At 47.7% G+C, this 20,387-nt stretch carries 14 protein-coding genes, 4 tRNA genes and 1 other annotated feature; of the genes, 2 read left to right on the forward strand and 16 right to left on the reverse strand.

Translation table 11 applies throughout. The annotated features are described in order from the left end of the window. The 12 genes from carB to Dia5BBH33_RS06015 all read right to left on the reverse strand — a co-directional run bounded on the left by carB (nucleotide 1) and on the right by Dia5BBH33_RS06015 (nucleotide 11,168). On the reverse strand, nucleotides 1-3,201 hold the full coding sequence (carB, locus tag Dia5BBH33_RS05960) for a carbamoyl-phosphate synthase large subunit (protein WP_143332564.1): 3,201 nt from the start codon (nucleotides 3,199-3,201) through the stop codon (nucleotides 1-3). Further along, a complete protein-coding gene (gene carA / locus Dia5BBH33_RS05965) occupies nucleotides 3,191-4,261 on the reverse strand; it encodes a glutamine-hydrolyzing carbamoyl-phosphate synthase small subunit (protein WP_143332565.1) in 1,071 nt (356 codons plus the stop codon). The genes carB and carA overlap by 11 nt, the downstream gene beginning before the upstream one ends. Continuing rightward, nucleotides 4,258-5,547 carry a dihydroorotase gene (locus tag Dia5BBH33_RS05970; RefSeq protein ID WP_143332566.1) on the reverse strand — a complete coding sequence of 430 codons (1,290 nt, stop codon included), beginning with the start codon at nucleotides 5,545-5,547 and terminating at the stop codon, nucleotides 4,258-4,260. The genes carA and Dia5BBH33_RS05970 overlap by 4 nt, the downstream gene beginning before the upstream one ends. Then, on the reverse strand, nucleotides 5,531-6,496 hold the full coding sequence (locus Dia5BBH33_RS05975) for an aspartate carbamoyltransferase catalytic subunit (RefSeq protein WP_022383071.1): 966 nt from the start codon (nucleotides 6,494-6,496) through the stop codon (nucleotides 5,531-5,533). Before Dia5BBH33_RS05975 ends, Dia5BBH33_RS05970 begins: the two co-directional genes overlap by 17 nt. 122 nt (nucleotides 6,497-6,618) lie before the next feature. Continuing rightward, nucleotides 6,619-8,271 carry an ATP-dependent nuclease gene (locus Dia5BBH33_RS05980; RefSeq protein ID WP_143332567.1) on the reverse strand — a complete coding sequence of 551 codons (1,653 nt, stop codon included), beginning with the start codon at nucleotides 8,269-8,271 and terminating at the stop codon, nucleotides 6,619-6,621. 599 nt (nucleotides 8,272-8,870) lie between these two features. Beyond that, entirely contained in the window at nucleotides 8,871-9,356 is a 486-nt protein-coding gene (ybaK, locus tag Dia5BBH33_RS05985; protein ID WP_143332568.1) for a Cys-tRNA(Pro) deacylase, read from the reverse strand. Between the two features lie 76 nt (nucleotides 9,357-9,432). Then, nucleotides 9,433-9,521: transfer RNA gene (locus Dia5BBH33_RS05990), tRNA-Leu, on the reverse strand. A gap of 19 nt (nucleotides 9,522-9,540) precedes the next feature. Then, nucleotides 9,541-9,614: transfer RNA gene (locus Dia5BBH33_RS05995), tRNA-Cys, on the reverse strand. 3 nt (nucleotides 9,615-9,617) lie between these two features. Then, nucleotides 9,618-9,692 (reverse strand) — tRNA-Gly (locus Dia5BBH33_RS06000). 2 nt (nucleotides 9,693-9,694) lie between these two features. Continuing rightward, a tRNA-Asp gene (locus Dia5BBH33_RS06005) sits at nucleotides 9,695-9,771 on the reverse strand. A 160-nt stretch (nucleotides 9,772-9,931) separates the two neighbouring features. Then, nucleotides 9,932-10,237 carry a hypothetical protein gene (locus tag Dia5BBH33_RS06010; RefSeq protein ID WP_022382984.1) on the reverse strand — a complete coding sequence of 102 codons (306 nt, stop codon included), beginning with the start codon at nucleotides 10,235-10,237 and terminating at the stop codon, nucleotides 9,932-9,934. A 7-nt stretch (nucleotides 10,238-10,244) separates the two neighbouring features. Next, entirely contained in the window at nucleotides 10,245-11,168 is a 924-nt protein-coding gene (locus tag Dia5BBH33_RS06015; RefSeq protein WP_143332569.1) for a LysR family transcriptional regulator, read from the reverse strand. Between the two features lie 464 nt (nucleotides 11,169-11,632). Here Dia5BBH33_RS06015 and nifJ point away from each other — a divergent pair, with 464 nt between their 5' ends. Both nifJ and Dia5BBH33_RS06025 read left to right on the forward strand, forming a co-directional pair. Then, a complete protein-coding gene (gene nifJ / locus Dia5BBH33_RS06020) occupies nucleotides 11,633-15,160 on the forward strand; it encodes a pyruvate:ferredoxin (flavodoxin) oxidoreductase (RefSeq protein WP_269776994.1) in 3,528 nt (1,175 codons plus the stop codon). A 205-nt stretch (nucleotides 15,161-15,365) separates the two neighbouring features. Beyond that, the gene (locus Dia5BBH33_RS06025) at nucleotides 15,366-15,830 is read left to right on the forward strand and encodes a hypothetical protein (RefSeq protein WP_143332571.1); all 465 of its coding nucleotides are present in this window, start codon (nucleotides 15,366-15,368) and stop codon (nucleotides 15,828-15,830) included. A 50-nt stretch (nucleotides 15,831-15,880) separates the two neighbouring features. Here Dia5BBH33_RS06025 and Dia5BBH33_RS06030 read toward each other — a convergent pair whose 3' ends face one another. The 4 genes from Dia5BBH33_RS06030 to Dia5BBH33_RS06045 form a co-directional block, all read right to left on the reverse strand. Next, nucleotides 15,881-16,201 carry a hypothetical protein gene (locus Dia5BBH33_RS06030; RefSeq protein ID WP_143332572.1) on the reverse strand — a complete coding sequence of 107 codons (321 nt, stop codon included), beginning with the start codon at nucleotides 16,199-16,201 and terminating at the stop codon, nucleotides 15,881-15,883. Beyond that, nucleotides 16,194-17,453 carry a Y-family DNA polymerase gene (locus tag Dia5BBH33_RS06035; RefSeq protein ID WP_143332573.1) on the reverse strand — a complete coding sequence of 420 codons (1,260 nt, stop codon included), beginning with the start codon at nucleotides 17,451-17,453 and terminating at the stop codon, nucleotides 16,194-16,196. Before Dia5BBH33_RS06035 ends, Dia5BBH33_RS06030 begins: the two co-directional genes overlap by 8 nt. Nucleotides 17,454-17,626: 173 nt before the next feature. After that, nucleotides 17,627-18,784 carry an ABC transporter substrate-binding protein gene (locus tag Dia5BBH33_RS06040; RefSeq protein WP_022382990.1) on the reverse strand — a complete coding sequence of 386 codons (1,158 nt, stop codon included), beginning with the start codon at nucleotides 18,782-18,784 and terminating at the stop codon, nucleotides 17,627-17,629. 184 nt (nucleotides 18,785-18,968) lie between these two features. Next, nucleotides 18,969-19,168, reverse strand: a binding site (T-box leader). A 400-nt stretch (nucleotides 19,169-19,568) separates the two neighbouring features. Continuing rightward, the gene (locus Dia5BBH33_RS06045; protein WP_022382991.1) at nucleotides 19,569-20,366 is read right to left on the reverse strand and encodes a PhzF family phenazine biosynthesis protein; all 798 of its coding nucleotides are present in this window, start codon (nucleotides 20,364-20,366) and stop codon (nucleotides 19,569-19,571) included. Nucleotides 20,367-20,387: the final 21 nt, after the last annotated feature.

Genomic DNA, 20,387 nt, shown 5'->3' on the forward strand with positions numbered 1-20,387 from the left:
TCAGTTCTCCTTCACATAATCCTGAATGGCTTCCACGTGATAGCCATCTCCGGTCGATGCCATGACACGCAGTACTTCCTTGGCTGTATCCAGAGAAGTAATGCACGGGATGGCAAGTTCTACCGCAATGCGGCGGAGGTCATAGCCTTCCTGTTCGATTTGGCTTCCATAGGAAATCGTATTGAGTACCATGTCTACCTTGCCAAGTTTCAGATACTTTTCGCAGTTTTCGCCCTTTTCATGGATCTTCTTGATGATTTCAACCGGAATTCCAAGGTTCTGGAAATAGGAACCTGTACCGGATGTACAGATCAGACGATATCCGAGGTTGACGAACCCGCGGGCAAGTTCAGCTGTTTCGGGCTTATCGCGGTCGCTGACGGTAATCAGGACATTGCCATGGGACGGAACGGTAAGATGCGCAGCAACGACTGCTTTGTAAAGTGCTTCCTGATAGGTGTGTCCGATGCCCATGACTTCGCCGGTGGATTTCATTTCCGGCCCGAGCTTGATTTCAACAAGTCCCAGCTTGGAGAAAGAGAATACCGGTGCTTTAACGGCTACATAGCCTTTGTCCGGCACGAGTCCGAGCGGAAGCCCTGTATCCTTCAGGGATTCACCAAGAGCGACTCTTGTTGCATATTCAACCATGTTGATGCCGGTAATCTTGCTCATGAATGGAACCGTACGGCTGGCTCTCGGATTGACTTCAATGACATAGACCTTGCCATTGACTACGATGAACTGGATATTGACGAGGCCCTTGACGTTCATGGCTCTTGCAATTCTTCCTGTGTAATCAGTCAGTGTTTCAATGATTTCCTGCGAGAGATGCTGCGGAGGATAAACGGCAATGGAGTCGCCGGAATGAACGCCGGAACGTTCAATCTGTTCCATGATGCCCGGGATGCAGACATCGACGCCATCGGAAATGGCATCGACTTCCACTTCACGGCCGACCATGTACTGGTCGATCAGGACCGGATGCTCATGGGATGCGACAACGGCTTCCTTCAGGTACTGTTTCAGTTCAGCCTGATCATAAACGATCTGCATGGCTCTTCCCCCAAGGACGTAGCTTGGGCGGACAATCAGCGGATAATCAAGTTCCTCCGTCTTTGCCATAGCTTCTTCAACACTTTCGACAAGGCAGCCCTTCGGGCGTGCAATGCCAAGCTGGCCCATCAATGTATCAAAACGTTCACGGTCTTCTGCCATATCGATGGATTCATTGGAGGAACCGATAATGCGGATGCCGCGTTTTGCCATCGGTGTTGCCAGGTTGATGGCAGTCTGGCCGCCGAACTGGCAGATGACGCCTTCCGGTTTTTCCTTATCGATGATTTCCATGACATCCTGTTCTGTCAGTGGTTCAAAGTACAGGGAATCGGATGTATCAAAGTCGGTCGAAACGGTTTCCGGGTTGTTGTTGATGACGATGGATTTCTTTCCTGCCTTCCTGAGAGCCCAGGAAGCATGAACGGAGCAGTAGTCAAATTCGATGCCCTGCCCGATGCGGATCGGACCGGAGCCGAATACGACGACGGAACCCTTCCCCTGCGGCTTTACTTCGTCTTCTGCGCCGTAGGTGGAGTAGTAATATGGCGTATGCGCTTCAAATTCAGCAGCGCAGGTATCTACCATCTTGAAGTCCGGATGCACGTTGGCTTTTCTCTTGAAGTTTTCCACTTCTTTGGGAGTAACTTCGCAGAAATGCGCAATCGCTTCATCAGGCATCTGGATTCTCTTGGCAGCCTTCAGGGATTCTACCGTCAGTCCTTCCTTCATGAGACGGCGTTCCATCATAATGATGTTCTGGATCTTGTAGATGAAGAAGAGGTCGATTCTTGTAATGCGGTTGATTTCTTCAGGTTCGATGCCTCTTCTGAGTGCTTCAGCGACAACAAAGATTCTTTCATTGTCAATGCGTCTCAAGAGGCAGCGGATATCATAGAGGGACTGTCCGTCAAGCTTGTCGAGGTGCAGGTAGCCGCCTCCGACTTCGAGGGAACGGAGTGCTTTAAGAAGAGCACCTTCCAGTGTACGGTCGAGCGCCATGACTTCGCCGGTTGCCTTCATCTGCGTTCCGATTTCGCGGTCGGCAAGCGTGAACTTTTCAAACGGCCATCTCGGGAATTTGCATACGACATAGTCGATCGACGGTTCAAAGCATGCTTTTGTATTTCCTGTAATGGCATTGGTGATTTCATCAAGATGCATGCCAAGGGCAATCTTTGCTGCTACTTTGGCAATCGGATAGCCGGTTGCTTTCGATGCCAGAGCCGATGAACGGCTGACACGCGGATTGACTTCGATGACGTAGTACTGGTTCGTCTTGGTATCAAGGCCGTACTGTACGTTGCAGCCGCCTTCGATGCGGAGATAGCGGATGATATCAAGGGAAGCTGTACGGAGCATCTGGTACTGCTGGTCTGTCAGAGTCTGCGTCGGAGCGACAACAATGGAATCGCCTGTATGAACACCGACAGGATCGATATTTTCCATAGCGCAGACGATAATGCAGTTATCAGCACCGTCTCTCATGACTTCGAATTCTACTTCTTTCCAGCCGGCGATGCTGCGTTCAACCAGAATCTGATTGATCGGAGAAAGCTTGATGCCGCGGTTGGCGATTTCTTCCATTTCATAGCGGTCATGCGCAATGCCGCCGCCTGTACCGCCCAGTGTATAAGCGGGGCGGATGATGACCGGGTATCCGATCTTATCTGCGAAAGCAACAGCAGGTTCCAGGTCTTCGAAAATTTCAGATTCAGGAACCGGCTGATGGATTTCTTTCATAGCTTCCTTAAAGAGTTCTCTGTCTTCTGCATGCTTGATTGCATGGAGAGAAGAGCCGAGGAGTTTTACATTATACTTGTCCAGCACACCTGCATCAGCAAGCTGTACTGCCATGTTAAGGCCGACCTGTCCGCCAAGCGTGGCAAGAAGGGCATCCGGACGTTCTTTCTTGATGACTTCCGTTACGAATGGGAGCGTAATCGGTTCGATATATACACGGTCAGCAATATCTACGTCGGTCATGATTGTGGATGGATTGCTGTTGACAAGAACAACTTCCACGCCTTCTTCTCTAAGAGAGCGGCAGGCCTGTGTACCAGCGTAGTCAAACTCTGCAGCCTGTCCGATGACAATAGGACCAGAGCCAATAACGAGAACTTTTTTCACATCTTTATTTATCATTTTTGAACTCCTCCATGGCCTTCGTAAATTCAGCAAAGAGATAGAAGTTATCCTTCGGTCCGGGTGAAGCTTCCGGATGATACTGCACTGCCTGAATCGGAAGTGTCTTATGGCGGATGCCTTCAATGGTTCCGTCGTTGACGCTTCTGTGCGTGACTTCAATGCAATCCGGCAGTCCTTCATCGGAAACTGCATAACCATGGTTCTGGCTCGTGATGTATACGCGGCCGGTTCTGAGGTCCTTGACCGGGTGGTTGGATCCTCTGTGTCCGAAAGGCAGCTTAAAGGTATGCGCGCCTAAGGCGGTGGAGAGCATCTGGATTCCCAGGCAGATACCGAAAATCGGCTTCTTTCCGATCAGTTTCTTGACCGTTTCAACGACATAGGGCACATCCTGCGGGTCTCCCGGTCCGGGCGAAAGGAAAATTCCGTCCGGATCGGACGCAAGGAGTTCCTCAGCCGTTGTATGGGCCGGGAATACATGCACCGTGCAGTCATTGGCCGCCAGACTGACGAGAATATTCTTCTTCAGTCCGCAGTCAAGAAGGGATACCTGGTACTTACCGTCCCCGTATGTATATGGATAAGCGGTCGTTACTCTTTCGACCTGATTCTTGTGCATCGGTTTTGCCAGGGCTTCCTGAATGAAATCTTCGCCTCTGTCAGCAGAAACGATGACAGCTTTCATGACGCCCTGCATGCGGACCATTCTTGTGACCGCTCTTGTATCTACATTGTAGAGGCATGGCACATGGTATCTTTCAATGAAATCCGTAATCTTTTCCTTGCATTCCCAGTTGCTCGGATGCTCTGTGATCTGATCCAGGACATATCCTGCAGCAGCCGGTTTCCTGTTCTGCATGAAAAGATCATTCGCACCGTAGTTGCCGATCAGCGGATATGTCAGTGTCAGGATCTGTCCTTCATAAGACGGATCCGTAAAGCATTCCTGGTATCCTGTCATGCCCGTATTGAATACGAGCTCTCCCATTCCTTCTACTGTTCCCAGGAGATCACCCTCGAAGCGGGCGCCGTTTTCTAAAACCAAGAGGCCTTTCATTTCAGCACCTTCCCTTCCTTCATGACAATCTCTCCATCTACGACTGTAAGCACAGCCCTGCCCTTCAAAGTCAGTCCTTCATAAGGCGTGAAAAGTGATTTCGTATAAAGTTCATTTCCATGAACCGTCCATTCCTTGTCCGGATCGATGACGACAATATCAGCAGCAGCTCCTTCTTCAAGAACTCCGCCTTCTACGCCAAGGAGACGGGCCGGATTGACGCTCATGAGTTCAATAAGCCTGTCAATCGTAAATCCGTTGTTGTGGCAAAGAACCGTCAGCGCAGAAGCAAGAGACGTTTCCAGTCCTGCAATGCCGTTAGGCGCACAGTTGAAAGGAACATCCTTTTCTTCGTTGCAGTGCGGCGCATGATCGGTAATGATGGCGTCGATCGTGCCGTCCTTCAATCCTTCAATCAGAGCTTTCCTGTCATCTTCGGTGCGGATTGGCGGTGCCATCTTGAAGGAAGACTCATAATTCTTCAGCCATTCATCTGTAAAGTAAAGATGCTGTGATGTGACTTCTGTTGTGCAGTTCACATGCTTCGCCTTAGCCTCGCGGATCAGTTCCACAGCCTTTGCACTGCTGACGTGGGCGATATGGATATGGCATCCCGTCATTTCTGACAGAAGAAGATCTCTTGCTACTGCAATATCTTCCCCGGCTGCCGGTCTTCCGGTCACGCCCATTGCATAAGATACCTTTCCTTCATTCATGAAACCGCCGGAGCACATGGTTGCATCTTCTGCGTGGTCGATGACCATCTTGTGCAGCATGTCTGCATATTCCATAGCCCTGCGCATGAAGTTTGCGCTTTCTACATAATGGCCATCATCAGAGAAAGCGGCTGCGCCTTCGGCTGCCATGTCTCCCATCTCAGAGAGCTGCTTTCCTTCCAGATTTTTGGAAAGAGCACCGATGACGCTGACCTTGACGACACCGCATTCATCGACGCGTCTCAGCACATCCCTGAAGACTGCTGCATTATCGATGACAGGCTTTGTGTTGGCCATTGTTGCCACGCGCGTGATGCCGCCTGCGCCTGCTGCCTGCGTGCCTGTGTGAATATCTTCCTTGGCTTCCTGTCCGGGTTCACGGAGATGGACATGCATATCAATGAGTCCTGGTGCAACAAACAAGCCATTTGCATCATAAACTTCTGCCCCTTCTGTATCTGCAGTCCCGCCAATGGAGAGGATTTTCCCATTTTCTATGACAATGTCGCCTTTTTCATGCTGCTTTCTGGCAGGATTTACAATGATTCCGTTTTTAATGACCAGCTTCAATGTCTTTGCCCTCCGTCAGTGTCAAATACTCCAATGCCATACGCACTGCTACGCCGTTTCTTACTTCTTCCTGAATCCAGGATGATTCATCGTAAGCCACATCATATCCGATTTCTATGCCACGGTTCATCGGGCCCGGATGGATGATGGCCGCATCCTTCTTGCAAAGCTCCAGTCTCTTCTTGTTGATGCCGAAGAGACGTGCATATTCTCTTGTTGTCGGAATGAATCCGCCTGCAGCTCTTTCAAGCTGGATACGAAGAATATTGATCGCATCAGCATCCCTTAATGCATCTTCAAGGTTGTCATCAACGATGACTCCCATTGACTCGAGTTCCTTAGGAACCAAAGTGCGCGGTCCCACAAGATGTACTTCAGCGCCCAGCTTCGTAAACCCGTAAATATCACTTCGCGCAACGCGGGAGTGGAGAATGTCGCCAATGATGACATACTTCATTCCTTTGATATTCTTGCCTGCTTCCTTTAATGTGAAAAGTTCGAGCAGCGCCTGCGTCGGATGAGCATGCGCGCCGTCGCCTGCATTGATGACAACAGGCACCTTGACCTTGGGGCTCATTACTTTGGATGCAAAAAGAGCGGCCCCCTCTGACGAATCACGAATAATCACTGCATCTACTCCCATAGCGGAAACAGTAAGCAATGTATCTCGCATGCTTTCACCTTTCGTCATCGAGCTGCCGCTCTTTGTAATATTGATAACATCGGCTCCCAAGTATTTACCGGCAAGCTCGAAAGAACTGCGTGTTCTCGTTGATGCCTCAGAAAACACTGTCACAATGGATTTGCCTTTCAGGAAATCCCGCTTTTTGTTATCAGACAGTACAATTTTTTTCATCTGTGCTGCCACTTCCAGAATCCGTTCAATTTCCCCGGCTGTAAAATCCTGCAGTCCGAGGACAGAACGGCCTTTGAGCGAAATCGCGTTCATGCCGGCCTCCTTAAAAACAACAAAATATGATATCTTTATAATCTTAAAAGGTATACTCGGGTTTTTCAATAGCAAAATTGTTAAATTTTCATTATAGAAAAACCCAGGTACCTGAAGACATACTACTTCTCACCGGATTGTCCCTTATTCCCGGCGGAAAAGCGGACAGCCGCATGAATGGTTCTGGCAAAAGCAGGCGGAATTTCATTTTCCGTCAGCCTCTTTCCCAGAGCGCGCCCTATGATAACGCCTTTGTTCCCATAGAGCCAGGCAAAGTAATAGAACTCCTGCGCTTTCTCATCTCTTGGATTAATATTCTTCAGCTTCTTTGGCGGATAAAAGCCCTTCGGAACGCCCAGCTTTGCTCCTGCTTTTTTGATCAGCGCAGAGCTTACGACATCCCCCGCTTCTTCAATATCCCCGATGACGTCATCGAGAAGCTTTCGTTTCCCATGTGACAGGCAGGATTTTACGACATCCATTTCAAAACAGATGTAGTCCGTATAGAAGACATAGGGAGAATGGTGCCTTGACCCCATGACGTCCCTGTCATAGAGACATACGGCCGGTATATGGAAACGTCGGATCAATTCAGCAATCTTTGAAATGGAACTTTCTCCCCGTGCATTGATGAGGCAGATTCCATGATAATCAAACTGAACGCCGAGTGTCTTTGCAAAATAGCCGAAGGAACCATACTCCGTCTCTCCTTCGACAAGGATCGTGCAGCGGGAGTAAAGGGCTTCCTTGACTTCCGGGAAATGCATAATCAGATGCTTTTCTATTTCACTGTCAAAATGGAAGGAAGAACCGCAGGCAGCACGTACCATTTCCTTCTCATCCCTGTACATGCGGATGATTTTCTGGTAGTCGTTGACAAGAGCATCCGTAGAATGAGTGACGACAAAGAGCTGCCCGTCCAGTCCGTCCACACCAAGAAGATTCTGCACAAGCTTCAAGAAGAAACTTTCCTTGTTATTCAGGATCGAACGGCAGAATGCCAGAAGAGCACGCTGGAGGTATGGATGCAGATGGAGCTCCGGCTCATCAATATTCACAATGACAGGAAGAAGGCGCGTTCCGTCATTCTTCGTCATGATGATATTCTCGAAGGAAATCGCACGGCTTTCCCGCTTCTCCCGCATCAGGACAAGAAGCGAAACCCCTACGGCAATCATCAGCTTCATCGTGGAATCATAAGAAGTCCCGGAAATCTGTGCGCCGAAAATTTCACCGAAAAGGACCAGTGCGGCCTTATGAGGATCATCCTTAGGAAGGGAAATGGAAAAGCCTCTTTCCTTCATCATGCGTTCCACTTCTTCCACGGCCTCAGGACCATAGGAAAGATATTCATCGAAGATACTGATCGTCCTGCCGGCCAGATTGTCATCCAGCATATTTTTAGGGATTTCAGAGAGAGCAAAATCCAGGCAGAAAAGGCAGCGCATGTATTCAAGAGGAAGTGTTTCCCCTGTATCCATATTGTAGAGGCGCGGCACGATCTCCCTGACAGACTGTTTAAGCTCAATTCGGATGGAATCATTGCCGCCTTCATCTTTTGTCGTCAAATCGAAGGTAACCCGTATCGGAAGGTCTGAATCCAGGAAATCTGCCTCCTTGAATCCATATCCGTGCGTAGCTGATTTCAGAAGGCTCAGGAAATTACTCTTCCCTATATTATTGTCCCCTACAATATAATTGACCTGGCTGTCGAAATGAAAACTTACATTTTGAAACGTTCTGTAATTTTCCACAGTCATTCCTGAAATAAACATAATTTCCCTCCTTGCCGGCACTGCTTTTTCCTTTATTATATCATTCCAGAAAGGAAGAAACCTTTTATGCCTGCAGTTTTATTCACTTACGAAAAAGGACCTCAAAAGAGGTCTTTTTTTCAAGAATCGGAATCCGGATACATCCCGCGCCCGTAACAAGAAAAGGATGGGATAAAAACAATTACGGCCGCGAGGGAAGAGAAAGAAAGTGTTAAATCAATCGGATTCCGCTTCCGTTCTGTCTGTGCAGCAGCCGTTTCCTGGATATCGTGTTTCCAGGAATAGCTGTTCACAGCATCCTTTTTCTTACATCTTTATTATATCGCTTTATAGAAATTTTATCATTTATAACATGTATATAATAAATTTCTTTCATTTTGATTTAGTTTACTTATTTTTATACTGAGTACTATTCCGGACAAATTCTTCCTCTTGTATGGCCTAAAGACCCTGCGGCCCCGTCTGTCCCCTTTACGTCCCTGGAGTTCGTATACAAAATACCATCGATTTTACGGCAATAAAAAGCTGTGACAAAATGTACGATCATTTCATCACAGCTTTTTTACCGCCAAAACAGATTTTCATAAAGCTTCCGTATTTTATTTCTGTGTCAGATCGGCTGCCTCCGCATGAATCAATTCTACGAGATCTTTTGGTGCAATCAGTACCTGGCGGCCTCTCTGGCCTGCGCTGATGCTGATCCTTTCATGGTTATAGCAGCTTTCATCAATATATGTAGGAAATTCTTTCTTCATTCCAATCGGTGAGCATCCGCCCCGGATATACCCCGTCAGACCCGGAAGTTCCTTGACATGAATCATTTCGACACTCTTGTTTCCACTTACACGGGCCGCTGCTTTCAAATCGATTTCCTTTTCAGAAGGAAGGCAGAAAACAACCGGACCTGTCTTGTCTCCCTTGGTAACGATCGTCTTGAATACCATATCTGCATCATAGCCTAATGCAGCAGCTGCATGAACGCCGGAAAGATCCTCTTCTGTGTAGTCGTAGGACTTTGTGTCATAATCAATTTTTTCTTTATCCAGAATTCTCATCACATTGGTCTTTTTTCCTTTTTTTGCCATGATAATTACCTCTGATAAATGTTTTTATAAATTAAAAGGGCCGGAGCACAAAGCTCCGGCCTGTTTGATTCTTAATTGGTGCCGAGGACCGGAATCGAACCGGTACGAATCTTACGATTCGAGGGATTTTAAGTCCCTTGCGTCTGCCAGTTCCGCCACCCCGGCAGGTAACTTTAAAAAAATATGGAGGCGGCACCCAGAATCGAACTGGGGATAAAGGTTTTGCAGACCTCTGCCTTACCGCTTGGCTATGCCGCCATATGGAGCGGAAAACGGGACTCGAACCCGCGACCCCAACCTTGGCAAGGTTGTGCTCTACCACTGAGCTACTTCCGCGCTGGCGACCCGGATCAGATTTGAACTGACGATCTCCGCCGTGACAGGGCGGCATGTTAGACCACTACACCACCGGGCCGCACGTAAGTTACTTGAATAGTATACCCATTAATGCTAAATTTGTCAAGCGTAATTAAAGAACTCTTTAGGATGCGGTCAAACCGCTCCATTCAGCACTTTTTCCCCTGCTTTGAAAATAAAAATTCCCGGCATCCTGCCATGCAGTCTGCCGGGGAATTTTATTGATCTCCCTTGCCGTACATATCCCACTGCATTTCCATAATATGGAAACGGTCTTCTGAGCTGTGTTTTTGCAGGTGAAGAATATCCTTCTGCTGTTCCTTGTTTTCTTCCAGCGCTTTTTCTGCTTCCCAGCGGATATCATTCAATTGATCATCATAGCGGGAGGCTTCTATATTCATCATCCTTGTCTGCAGATCCGTAATCAGAACCTGCTGGTAAATCGTCATTCCCGTCAGGGCGATCAGTGCAAGGTATAAATACTTCTTATCCTTCCAGCCGATTTTAGCTTTCCAATTGCTCACGGATACTTTATTCCTTTATGCCTTCATCCAGTTTTGTATCTACATTCAGAAGTGTCAGATGATCCTTGGTGAATTTGATCCATAAACGGGCTGCTCTGGACAGGTAGCGGCCTTTCTTCCAGATCGCATAGAGATGATGCGTCATGCGCGGTTCTGTCATGACACGGGTGACAACCTTGCTGTCTTCGCTGTTTGCCGGGCAAAGGCGGGAAGGAAGGATGGCAACGCCAAGTCCGCTCATGACGGTCTGCAGCATCAATTCACGCTGGCTGGTTTCAAATACAACCTTCGGAGTGAATCCGATCTTCTTGCAGTTGGCAAGAATGTCGTCATGAAGATTGAAATCATCACGGTAAAGAACGAGCGGATAGTCTGCCAGAAGTTTCATCGGGACTTCCTTGTGTTCTTCCAGCGGATAGCCCTTTGGCATGACGACGCACATCTCATCTTCAGAAAGGAAGAAAGATTCAAAATCCTTATTCGGGATGGTGCAGATGATGCCTACATCAATGACGCCTTCCTGAACGGATGATTCAATGACTTTGGAACCATGTTCATACAATTTGATGGCAATCTGCGGATATGTTTTCTTGAATTCACCCAGAAGCTTTGCGAATACATGGGCATCCGTAATAGGCGGAAGTCCGATCTCAATCGTATCCTGCTTCAGATTGAATTCGTTTTCAAAGTCTGATTTCAAATGTTCAAAAACAAACAAGCAGCGCTTAGCATAGTTCAGGAAGATGGTTCCAGGAGCTGTGATTTCTACAGTCTTCGCATTTCTGATAAAGAGCGTAACCCCCAGCTCTTCTTCAAGTGATTTGATCATACGGCTGATTGCAGACTGTGAAATGTGCAAATTTCTGGCCGCCTTGCTGAAGCTCTTCTGCTCCGCCACTTCCATAAAATACTTCAGGTGACGATAGTCCATGGCATATTCCTCCTGTTTCCGTATATGCTTTTCTTTATCATAGGAAAGCAATTGAATGCATGCGCCCGGGGCCAATTCTTCTTGTGGAATAATTGAGTTTATCTTATAATAATAATGTATCTACCTCTGCTAGATGCACCCTGAAAAAGCGCAATGTTTTGCATAACTCTGGCTGAGTAAAACGCTGGATACCTATGCAAATTTATCATAAAATCATTGTACATAATTTTCAGGGTTCTTGCAAGAGAATCAGCGGCTTGAGGTTGTTTTTCAGAGTATAAAAAAGGCATGTGTTCACGAATGAGTGAAATGATCCATCACCAGGGCCTTTCAAGCTCTTTTCTGCTTCATCTGCTGCTTCCATTGTGCATATGTCCCTCTTGAGGGCATTTTAGGAAAAGTCTGAAAGCCCAGATTTTTCTGTAAAGAAAAAGGAGTGTTTATTTGTGAGAAAAGTAAAAACAATGGATGGCAATACAGCTGCTGCGTATATTTCCTACGCTTTCACAGAAGTAGCTGCTATTTATCCAATTACCCCTTCTTCTCCGATGGCTGAAGTGGTAGACGAATGGTCCGCACACGGAAAGAAAAACATTTTCGGCGACACCGTACATGTTGTTGAAATGCAGTCCGAAGGCGGCGCATCCGGCGCATTCCACGGCTCTCTGCAGAGCGGTGCGCTGACTACTACCTATACAGCATCGCAGGGCATGCTCCTCATGCTTCCAAACATGTATAAAGTAGCTGGCGAACTTCTTCCGGGCGTTTTCCATATCGCTGCCCGTGCACTGGCCAACCATGCTTTGTCCATTTTTGGCGATCATCAGGATGTCATGAGTGCAAGAGCTACCGGCTGCGCTATGCTGGCTGAAGCTAACGCACAGGAAATCATGGATCTTTCCGGCGTCGCTCATCTGGCTGCCATCAAAGGCCGCGTTCCTTTCATCAACTTCTTCGATGGTTTCCGTACAAGCCATGAAATCCAGAAGATTGAAGTCCTGGATTATGATGAACTGGCTCCTCTCATCGATCAGGAAGCACTGGCTGATTTCAGAGCAAGAGCTCTGAACCCGAATCACCCGGTCATCCGCGGCACAGCAGAAAATCCGGATGTCTACTTCCAGCACTGCGAATCCGCAAACCCCTATTACAATGCACTTCCTGACATCGTTCAGGGCTACATGGACAAGATCAGCGCTATCACCGGCAGAGAATATCACCTCTTTGACTACTATGGTGCTCCGGATGCTGACCGCATCGTCATTGCCATCGGCTCTGTCACGGATATCTGCAAAGATGTCACAGACGCCCTTAATGCACATGGCGAAAAGGTAGGCGTACTGAACGTCCACCTCTTCCGTCCGTTCTCCGTCAAGCATTTCCTGTCCCAGATTCCGGATACAGTCAAGAAGATTGCTGTCCTCGACAGGACAAGAGAACCGGGCGCCATCGGCGAACCGCTGTATCTTGACGTTGTCAGCGCCATCGCTTCTTCCGGCCGTTCCATCAAGGTATGCGGCGGACGTTACGGCCTTGGTTCCAAGGACGTTGTTCCGGAAGACATCATGGCTGTCTATGAACACCTCAAGGAAGAAACACCGCGCCACAACTTTACACTGTCCATCAACGACGATGTGACAAACCTCTCTCTGGCACCGGTTCCTGTACCGGAAATGCCAAGCAAGCTTGTATCCTGCAAATTCTGGGGCTTCGGTTCTGACGGCACCGTCGGCGCAAACAAGAGCGCCATCAAGATCATCGGCGACCACACTGACCTCTATGCACAGGGCTACTTCGCTTATGATTCCAAGAAATCCGGCGGCGTAACAATCTCCCACCTCCGTTTCGGACCGGATCCGATCAGAAGACCATACCTGATCAGCAAAGCAGACTACATTGCCTGCCACCGCCCATCCTACATTTACAAGTATGACCTTCTCCGCGGACTCAAGCCAGGCGGCATCTTCCTCCTGAACTCCACATGGAGAAAAGAAGATCTCGACAGAGTCCTCCCGGTCGGCATGAAGAGAAAACTCGCTGCTCTCCACGCAAAATTCTACATCATCGATGCATTTGAAATTGCAAAGGAAATCGGCCTTGGCGGACGCATCAACATGATCATGCAGTCTGCATTCTTCCATCTGACCCACATCATTCCTGATGAAGACAGCATCAGATACCTGAAGGAATCCAACGAACACTCCTACGGCAAGAAGGGCCAGGATGTCGTTGACATGAACAACCGCGCTGTTGATGCAGGCATGCAGGGCATTGTTGAAGTACCGGTTCCTGAAGAATGGGCTCACGCAACAACCGGAGGCTCCATTGCCAGAGTAGAACGTCCTGATTTCGTAAAGAACGTCTGCGATGTCATGAACCGTCAGGAAGGCGATGATCTCCCTGTTTCCACCTTCACCGGCATGGAAGACGGCACATTCCCGTCCGGCACTTCCAAGTATGAACGCCCGACCGCTGCTATCAACGTTCCTGAATGGATTGCTGAAAACTGCATCGAATGCAACCAGTGCGCTATCGTCTGCCCACATGCAACAATCCGTCCTGTACTCGTTACAGAAGAAGAAGAAGAAGCTGCTCCTGAAGGATTCATCGTCAAGGAATTCAGAGGACCAGTCAAAGGCCTCAAGTTCCGCATCATTATCGATCAGGAAGACTGCTATGGCTGCGGCATCTGCGCTAACGTATGCCCGGCTCCGAAGAAAGCTCTTGTCATGAAACCGCTTGATACCCAGATTTCCAAGCAGAATCTCTGGGATTATGCAATGAATCTTCCGGAAAGAACGAACCCGATCGGAAAGACAACCGCCAGAGGCACTGCCTTTGAACCGACCTACTTCGAATTCTCCGGCGCTTGCGCAGGATGCGGCGAAACACCTTATATCAATATGGTAACCAGACTGTTCGGTGATCGCATGGTCATTGCCAATGCTACAGGCTGCTCCTCCATTTACGGTGCAAGCTCCCCGTCCATGCCATATACAAAGAACCTTCGCGGACAGGGTCCTGCATGGGCTAACTCCCTCTTCGAAGACAACGCTGAATACGGTCTTGGCATGCACCTCGGCGAACAGAAACTCCGTGACCGCCTTGTTCAGAGAATTACAAATGCTCTTCCTTCCGCAACCGGCGATGTCAAAGAAGCTATGGAAGAATGGCTTGACAAGAAGGATGTAGGCGCAGGCACACGTCTCCGCGCTGAAACACTTGAAAGCGCTCTGGAAGCAGAAGTCTCCGCTCATCCGGAATACAAGGATCTCCTTGAACTGAAAGACCACTTCATCAAGAAGAGCCAGTGGATCTTCGGCGGCGACGGCTGGGCTTATGATATCGGCTTCGGCGGCCTCGATCAGGTTCTTGCATCCGGCGAAGACGTCAATGTCCTCGTTCTCGATACCGAAGTTTACTCCAACACCGGCGGACAGTCCTCCAAGTCCACACCGGCTGCTGCCATTGCAAAATTTGCAGCTTCCGGCAAGAAGACAAAGAAGAAAGATCTCGGCATGATTGCTGTTTCCTATGGATACATCTATGTAGCTCAGATTGCTCTTGGCGCTGACATGAACCAGGCATTCAAGGCTATTGCAGAAGCAGAAGCATATCCGGGACCGTCCCTGATCATTGCATACTCTCCATGCATCAACCACGGCCTGAAAGCCGGAATGGGCATGTCCTCTGCTGAAGAGAAACGCGCTGTAGAATGCGGTTACTGGTGCAACTGGCGCTACAACCCGACTCTTCTCGAAGAAGGAAAGAACCCGTTCCATCTCGACAGCCGTGAACCGAAGGGCAACTTCAGAGAATACCTCATGGGCGAAGTCCGTTACTCCTCCCTGGCAAAACTCTTCCCTGAAGAAGCAGAAGCACTCTTCGAAAAGACCGAAAGAGATGCCCTCCAGCGCAGAGAAAACTATGTACGTATCCAGAAATCCTACGATCTGGAAATCGAAGCTAAAAAAGCTGCTGAACAGAAATAAGGATCTGAAGTCTGCTATGCAGGCACATGCTCTATAATGCTGAATAAGAAATCCTGCGGGGTACGGCCCTGCAGGATTTTTTATTGATTCCTTATCACTGCCATTCATTTGCCACTTTTCTCCCGTTATGTTACGATGAGGGTAAGAGAATACAAGGAAGTCATCATTTCGCGATCTCTCATATTTTCCAAAGGAGGCTGTCACGATGAGTACTGATGCCGTTTCAGAAAAGAAAGGTCTGCTTCATGAATTAAAGGATGGATTTTCCATTGATTTGACAGAGGAAGAATATCTGGCAAAGGAAGCGGAAATCCGAAAAATTGCAGGCAAGCTCACAATCAATATGGATGTATTGAATTTGCTGGAAAAGGATTACAAGCTGCGTCTTCTCGTCCTTTCCATTATATCCTATTTCGGATTCAGGGAAGTAACAGGAGAAGAACTTCTTGATGCAGCAAATCTTCAGCCGGCGGAAGGAATCAATCCCATGAAATTCTTCTTTATGAAGGCAGGATGGGCTCCCTACTATCTGGAATATTCCTTCAGCAAAGACTATCATGTCCCGTTCAACGAGGTCATGGACACGTTTTATGCGGATGTAGAGTTCTACATGGATATGTCTGAGCATCTGGGTACGGTAAGGATTCCAAACGCTCTGAGGATTGTTTAAATCAAAAAGAGGCTGTGACAAAATGTGCAATCATTTTGCCACAGCCTCTTTTATTTTGCCCTTCCCCAGTCATGGAGTTCCCATATGTCTGAAAAAGGAATCGTTTTGTCATTCACTACGATTTCTTTTTTTATTTCATCAACTTTTGAAGCAATTCCGCTTTCTTCCTCATAATGATCTTCTTTATAGAAGATGCAACGGATCAAATCTCCCCTGCTCATGCTTCTGATCATCAGGTCAAGAAAGGCTCCCCTTCTTTCTGATATTTCCTTCTTTGGTTCCTTTATCTTCCGTTTTTTCCTGATCATTTCATCATATCCGCGCAGTCCGTTAAAGGGAAGAAACTGCACGGCTCTTTTCTTATCACTCATGATGTCCTCCTACCAGTCCGTTTCTTGTCTGCTGCATGGCTCCCGGCGCATAATTGAAACCGCGGAGCAGCGCATTTTTCCCAAATTCTCTTTTTACCTGGATCATCACCCGTTCCAGCTCTTTGTCCCTGTCCTCCTCCTCACTGCTTCTGAATAAAGACATAATCCTTGGCACCTCTTCTGCTTTCCTGACATTTTCCAGGCATAGGCTGACTGTCCTTATCGGGATCTCTTCCCTGACTTTTTCTACATACAGCCGGTCAAATGCCGCCCATATATCCTTAGGTATATCCGTAGGTGTCTCCAGTTTCCTGCTGCCTCCGTTTCCTCTCCTTTCATTTCCTGAATATCCGACATGAAGGGATATCCCCTCCGCCACCAGATTCTTTTCTAAAAGCTGCTGGATAAGGACTTCTGCCATTTCACCTGTAAGAAGCCTTGCACTTTCATAATCATAATCCTTAAACAGTACCTGCCCGTTGGAAAGAGACCTCGCAGCCGGCGTGTAACTATGGATATCCGAAATGGTGCAGGGTTCCCTCCCATATGCATGATCGATCAGGTACTCTGCCCTCTTCCCGAACTCCTTATAGAGAAGCGATTCATTGACTTTCGTGATGCCATACAGATCAAAGATGCCGTATTTAGCCAGTCTTGTCGCCATATGTGTTCCGATTCCCCAAATATCCGTGATGGGCCTGTGATGCCAGATTTCCTCTTTAAAACTGTCTTCATCAAGGACTGCCGCACGTTCGGCATTGTGCTTTGCCAGGACATCCATTGCGACCTTTGCCAGAAACATATTGCTTCCGATCCCGGCTGAAGAACTGATGCCTGTTTTCACAAAGATGGATTTCATCAGAAAAAGCGCCATGCGTCGCCCGTTCATACGATACAGTGGCAGATAGGATGTGACGTCAATGAAGCATTCATCAATGGAATATGCATATATATCTTCCCTTCTGAAGATTTTCAGGTAATTTTCGTAGATATCAGAAGATACCTCCATATACTGTCTCATCCGGGGAAGCGCCGCGATGTACTTCATTTCCGGAGGAATTTCAAAAAGACGGCAGCGGTTTCTGACTCCTCTCGTCTTCATGGCAGGGCTTACCGCCAGGCAGAGTGCGCCATGTCCCCTTCCGGGATCTGCGACAACCAGGTTGGAAGAAAAGGGATCAAGGCCGCGGGCTACGCACTCTACAGAAGCATAAAAGCTCTTCAAATCAATGCATATGTACGTTTTTCTCATTTCCAGCGCCAAACTTATTTTCACCAAATAAATATTCCGTCTTTCTATTATAGAATATCGGTTCGGTTCTTTCAATAGTCCAGTTTTTTTGAAAATTTCCATGAAAAAAGCACCGGAGTCATCCTCCAGTGCTTCTTTCATGGATTATTTCAGAAAAGGGAGTTCCTGACCTGTTAAGCGAACGGTACCCACTTTCCGTCTTTGACCTGCAGAACGTCCAGATCCATCTTCGGATCGCGGTGTTCGTCAAACTGGAATTTGCCGGTAGCGCCTTCGAAGTCTTTGATCTTAGCCAGTGTATCACGGAATTTCTTGCGGTCTGTTGTTGTGCCGGACTGTTCAGCAGCCTGGTGCATAACGTACATAGCATCGTAAGCCTGAGCAGCGAACTGATCTGGTTCATGTCCGTACTTGGCAACATATGCCTTGCGGAATGCCTGAGCCTTGTCGCTCTTGCGTTCCGGGTTCCACGGGGTAGCTACAAGTGTGCCGTTAGCAGCATCGCCTGCCTGCTGGATATATGCAGGGCTGTTGAAGCCGTTGTTGCCGATGATCGGCTGGGTCATTCCCATTTCACGAGCTTTCTTGACGATGAGAGCGCCTTCCTGATAGAGGCCTGCAATAGCGATGACATCCGGATTAGCTGCCTGAATCTTTGTCAGCTGTGCAGAGAAGTCTGTATCTTTATCAGCGAAAGTTTCAGTATCTACGACATTGACGCCCAGCTGCTTGAATACGTCCTGATAAATCTTGTTTTCGCCGACCATCTGGTCATTGTTGTTGGAGTACATGACAGCAACGGTCTTGAAGCCAAGCTTGTCATAAGCTTTCTGTACAGTAACCGGAATTGCGAGTTTGCCTGGGATAGCATTACGGAAAATGTAGTCGCCAAGATCGGTGATGCCAGGAGCTGTGGTGCCGGTACCAAAGGCAACGACCTTGGACTGCTGGGCAACGGGACCTGCAGCAAACATTTCGCCAGATGTCATCGGACCTTCAATAGCGAGGACTTTATCCTGTTCAATGCACTTCTTGACAGCATTGATTGCTTCTGCCTTGTTCAGCTTGGTATCGTAAGTTACGAGATCGATCTTCATCTTTGTCTTCGGATCTTTGTTGATTTCTTCGACAGCGAGATCAACGCCTTCCTTCATAGCCTGGCCGTAAGCTGCGCCGGGGCCTGTATATGCAGTTACAAATCCGAATTTAACTGTCTGTCCTGCTGCGCCGCTCTGGGCAGCTTTCTTGTCTCCGCCGCATCCTGCAAATGCACCGGCCAGTGCTGCTGCTGCCATGACAGCAGCCATTCCCTTGAACCATTTCTTCTGCATAATGTCTCCCTCTTCCTCTCAAAATACTTTTTAATCCCAGCCTTCCAACCGATGAAGTAAAACAAAACCCCGCAGACATAAAAATATTGCCTGCGGGGGCGCATTGCGCGGTACCACTCCGGTTTATCACTCATGTGCTAAATACTATGGAACAGGTACAAAAAAAGCCCTATCTCCCTACGAAGATAGGGGCGACGTATCGCGGTACCACCCTACATTATACTTAGCAATCTATTCGTAACGTGAATGAACGCCGGCTCCTACTTTTTTCGGATCCAGAGCTCGCAAGGGATATTATGAATATTGCTGTCCACCGGTTTGCACCATACACCGGCTCTCTGAGGAACACTGCAACAGACCTTTTGTCTTGCTCATCGCTTGTTCTGGCTGTTTGATTGTTTGAATGTGTATATCATAATCTGATTATTTTGCCTTGTCAAGCTTTTTTATCTTAAACTTTCTTTATCATGTTAGAGTAAAACATTTATAATGTATACTATTATTCAGTTCTTATTTTTGCTATATAATCTACTATTGCAATCCAGCCTGACAATAAAGTACCTTATGAAGTTCGAGAATGATTCCCCTTTACAGCAGATGAAGCATTTCATCTTATCCTTCCCACCTGGCAGAGTTTATTTGGGAAAATTGGGGAACTGAATAAAAAACATGGAAAGATTACATGAGATGCTTTTTTAGCAGCAACCGCAGCATCAGCAAAGGAAAAATGAAATACAATGCACGTACCGCTCGTCACGGCTTATTCCCGTATAAAAGGGAATCCTTATTCTTCAGGGATGTGGATATATCCTTCTGAATAAATTGCCGCTTTACCGCCAAGAATAACCCGCTTCCCTTTCATCTGGCAGTAAAGGACACCGCTTCTCTCGGAAGCCTGCCATGCTGTCAATTTACCTTTCCCAAGCTTTTCTGCCCACAGAGGTATGACATGACAATGGCCAGAGCCACAGACTGGATCTTCATCAACTAAAAGTTTCGGCGCAAAGCTCCTGGTTACGCAGTCATAACTTTTCCCTTTAGCAGTGATATGCAGTAAGAGTCCATCCAGCTTCAGGACTGCCTCCTGATCAATTTTTGCATGGACGACATCCTCTTCATTGTCTAAAACGCATACCAGATCGCGGCCCATCCAGGCTTCTTTGGGACGGATGCCGACAGCCTTTTCCATCTCATCGGTCACCGGGATTTCTTTCAGCTCATAAGCCGGCATGTCCATTTCATAAATATCCCCATTCCTATGGATAGTCAGATTGCCGCTCATCGTATGAAATACGATATCTTCCCTATCCTTTTCTATAAAATTGAAGAGGATGTAAGCCGTTCCCAAGGTAGCATGACCGCAAAGATCTATTTCGCCGCCCGGTGTGAACCATCTAAGTTCATAATCCTGATCTTTTTTGACAGTAAATGCTGTCTCTGACAAGCGATTTTCTTTGGCGATATTTTGCATCATTTCATCAGAAATCCAATTCTGGAGCAGGCAAATGGCTGCAGGATTCCCTTTAAAAACGGTGTCAGTAAATGCATCTGCAATATACTGCCTGACAATAAGTTCTTTCATAACTAACCTCCGTGAAGATCT

The sequence above is a fragment of the Dialister hominis genome, from assembly GCF_007164725.1.
Lineage (GTDB): Bacteria > Bacillota > Negativicutes > Veillonellales > Dialisteraceae > Dialister > Dialister hominis.